Annotated in this window: 1 protein-coding gene and 2 pseudogenes; 1 reads left to right on the forward strand and 2 read right to left on the reverse strand. The window is 57.6% G+C overall.

From position 1 onward, the window contains the following. Positions 1-361: pseudogene (locus WEB61_RS09175) on the reverse strand (hypothetical protein); the annotation flags it as partial. A gap of 557 nt (positions 362-918) precedes the next feature. On the opposite strand from WEB61_RS09175, the gene WEB61_RS09180 reads away from it, so the two are divergent. After that, positions 919-3078, forward strand: coding sequence for a pentapeptide repeat-containing protein (locus WEB61_RS09180; RefSeq protein WP_368064038.1), 2160 nt, complete (start codon positions 919-921; stop codon positions 3076-3078). A 6-nt stretch (positions 3079-3084) separates the two neighbouring features. Here WEB61_RS09180 and WEB61_RS09185 read toward each other — a convergent pair. After that, positions 3085-3586, reverse strand: a pseudogene (locus tag WEB61_RS09185) (vitamin B12-dependent ribonucleotide reductase); the annotation flags it as partial.

The raw sequence follows: 3586 nt of genomic DNA on the forward strand, positions 1-3586 counted from the left end.
TGGCGGGTGTGGCGGTTGCTTCGGCAGCACCGGCCCGTGCCGTTGCCGCCGCGCCCCCAATATTCGAATTGCGCACCAGATAGAGGTTCCCCATCTGCGCATTGCGCGTGTAGCCGGGGCTGACCACGGCCGAAGCGGGGACGGGCGCCTTGCCTTCGTCGGCGCCGTCGCCCATCGCGTCGAAGGCCATTTCCTTCGGATCGACATGGCCGAGATCGGAGCGCCCGAGATAGGAGACGGCGAGTTCGCGGAACACATAGTCGAGGATCGAGGTCGCGTTCTTGATCCGGTCATTGCCCTGCACCATGCCGGCCGGTTCGAAGCGTGTGAAGGTGAAGGCCTCGACATATTCTTCCAGCGGCGCGCCAATGTCGCCGCGAAGCGAGGCTTCCGGCGTTTCGGCACTCGAACCTTGCGAACCTTCGACAAGTTGAAGGATGCGCGGAGCGGCGGCGACGCCGCCTTGGTTTTTGATATGGCGGGTTGCGTCCTCCTCCGACGCTCCGCGCGCAGCGATTTCTGGATCCTCCAGCCCAACCCAGCGGTGCTCCGGCTTTTATCGGCCGGCCGCTTGCGGATCGTAGTGTCCGCTCCACCATTCAGATCCTCCCGGGGCGCACGGTCCGTTACTCCGCGCGGCGCGGGACGCCACTTCCCTCTCCACGCGACCGGTCGTCCGGAAGCGCCCTTCGGTGGAGCGAGATGAACCTTATATGGGGGCGGTTCAGAGAGTGGGGATAAGTTTATTTTACGGGATGAGGCACGGTTTGCGTCAGCAAACGAAAAGGTCCGGCGGAGCTTTTCGAGCGCCGAACGCCCGGAGCGCAAGCGGAGGGCAGCCCCGGTACCGTCCCTCTTGGCCTGCCGCCGGTAAAGGAGCAATAATCACCCGCCGGAGGACAAAGGGGAGGGGTGGCGATGCTGAGCGAAAGGACCCGTCAGGCGCGGCTTGCCCGCGCCCGCCGCCGGGAAACCGGAAAGGCTGCGCCCGACCCGACGCGCCATATCAACTCGGTCAACGACACGGCGCGCCAATGCGCGACGCATTACGCGGGGTTCCTCTTCCTCGCCGGCGGCCTCTTTATCCTGATCAGCGGCACGACGCATGAAGACCTGCTGCGCGAAACCCCGGTGCAGATGCCGCTCTTCGACATCGGCGTTCCGCTCAAGACATTTTATGTGCTGGCACCGCTGATCTTCCTAATCCTGCACGTCAACCTGCTGAACAAGCTGGCGCAGCTTCGTGCGCAGGCTACGCTCCTCGGAACCGACGAAGTGCGGCCCGGGTTGCGCATCCATCTGTTTCAATTCGATTATGCGCTGCTATTCGGCGGCTTCGCCGAGAACCATCGCGAACGCATTGTCCTCTGGATCATCGTGGGGGCGACTGTTTTCGTTATGCCGGTGGCGCTGCTCATTTATGCGCAATACCGCTTCCTGCCGTATCACAGTGATGCAATGACCTGGTGGCACCGCGTCATTGTCACGGCGGATATTGCTGCGCTGCTTTTCTTCCACGTCTCTCCTTCGCCGTTCCGTATGGCAAGGCGAATATTCTACGCTTCTGTCTTGCCGCTGATTGTCTCGTGGTGGTTTCTAACCCCGCCAGATCGGTTTCTCGATTCTCTTGGATCAAAACATGTTTGGGAATGGATGAGTTATGAGGAAAGGCGGCTATTTGGATTTGAACGAAATTTGAATCTCATGGGAGGAGTGTTTTTCGATGAGCGAGCTGCACCTGAAATTGTCGCGGCGTATCAGTCGAAGTATGGGTTTGATGAAAAGAACCGTTACATTGCGGAGCGCACGCACGGCTCACCGTTGAACTTGAAAGGCAGAGATTTGCGATATGCAAACTTCAATTTTGCATACTTGTCTGACGCAAATCTGACGCGCGCCGATCTTCACGCGGCTTCGATGAACAGAGCGCGTCTTAGAGGAGCCAAGCTATCCGAGGCGAATCTAAGGCATGCCTATTTGGCCGACGCCGCTCTTGATGGAGCGCTTTTGGCTGGTGCAAATCTCAGTCAAGCCACGCTAGTTCGCTCTTCGCTTCTCGGCGCTGACCTGTCTTGTACATCCTATTGGCCGCACGTGTGCGCCACGTTAAGGGGTGCCGATTTGCAGGCATCAAATCTAGTGCTTGCGAACTTGGATTCCGCGAAACTTGAGGGAGCGAATTTGCGGGGGGCAGACATGACATTTGCATCTCTGTATTTCGCGAATCTTCGCGGCGCAAACCTGACGAGCACTACGCTGTACGGTGCCGAATTTTACAAGTCCGTTCTCGACGCTTCGTCGTTTCAAAACGCTGATATTTTTGGCGCCCAGTTCACGGATGTCAGCTTGGAATCTGTCAATTTTTCGGGCGCGATAGACAACTATGCAGATTCTATGGAACAGCGACTATATACAAAGACACTCTTTCCTTGTCCGCCGGGAGGCTATTCCGACACTATTTCAACCGATGATGCGTGCATTACGGAAACACCTGAGTATGTAAAGTTAGCCATTCTCTCCGAATATGAAAGGAAGAGAATTCTGACTAGGTTGGAATACGAAAAGAGCCAGCTCGCCTCCCAGTCGACCACAATGAAATTTGAGGCACTGTCTTCTGATGAGAGTGCAATGCCGGGTCCCGGGAAGGCATTTGAAGATTGGCCTATCCATTCAAAGGAAAGCTTTCTCGTTTCTCGCTCAGCCTATATTTCTAGATTATCTTGTGAAGATGGGAGTGTTGCTGCAGGAGTATTGCGTAACGTGATCATTGACGCGTTTAATGCAGAGCAATTTCTCAATACAGAGCTGTTTTTGAAGAACAGTGAGTTCGATGAGCGGAAGCCAAGGCGCTATTCATCTGTTCTTACGGGAATGTCTTATGGGCGATACTATCCATCTTTTAGTCCCACGCATGAAGTTACTGCCCATGTGATCGAAGGACAGGATAAAAAACAAATTGAGGAAATTCTTGCATTCGAATGCGACGGCGGAAACACCGTGAGAATGACTCTGGAGCCCAACTCTTTGGCTTGGCTCGAAAGCTGTTTAGATGATTCATGCTCGGTGTACATCTACTAGCGCCATTCAACTACACCCGCTGGTCCCGCCGCACGTGTCGCACTTCAGGCAAGTCCCGTTCCTGACCATCGTGAAATTGCCGCATTCGCCGCAGGCTTCGCCTTCATAGCCTTTCATGCGCGCCTCGGCGGCGCGGCTGATGCCGCCGCTTCCGCCGCCGCCTGACGATGCCGAAACGCTGACCGAACCGGCGGCGACCGCCGCGTAAGCCTCGCCCTTGCCCGACCGCATCAGTGCGCCGGCGGCCATCACTTCGGCCTTCACCGTCTGCTCGCGGATCGCGGGCGTGGCGGTTGCTTCGGCAGCGCCGGCCCGTGCCGTTGCCGCCGCGCCGCCGCGCACCAGATAGAGATTGCCCATCTGCGCGTTGCGCGTGTAGCCGGGGCTCACCACCGCCGAGGCGGGAAGGGGCGCCTTGCCTTCGTCGGCGCCGTCGCCCATCGCGTCGAAGAGCATTTCCTTCGGATCGACATGGCCGAGATCGGAGCGCCCGAGATAGGAGACGGCG

It is taken from the genome of Parvibaculum sp., from assembly GCF_040882025.1.
Classification (GTDB): Bacteria; Pseudomonadota; Alphaproteobacteria; order Parvibaculales; family Parvibaculaceae; genus Parvibaculum.

Excerpts from the sequence above, each read along its gene's own strand:
- WEB61_RS09180 (WP_368064038.1), top strand. The coding sequence starts at position 919 with ATGCTGAGCGAAAGGACCCGTCAGGCGCGGCTTGCCCGCGCCCGCCGC.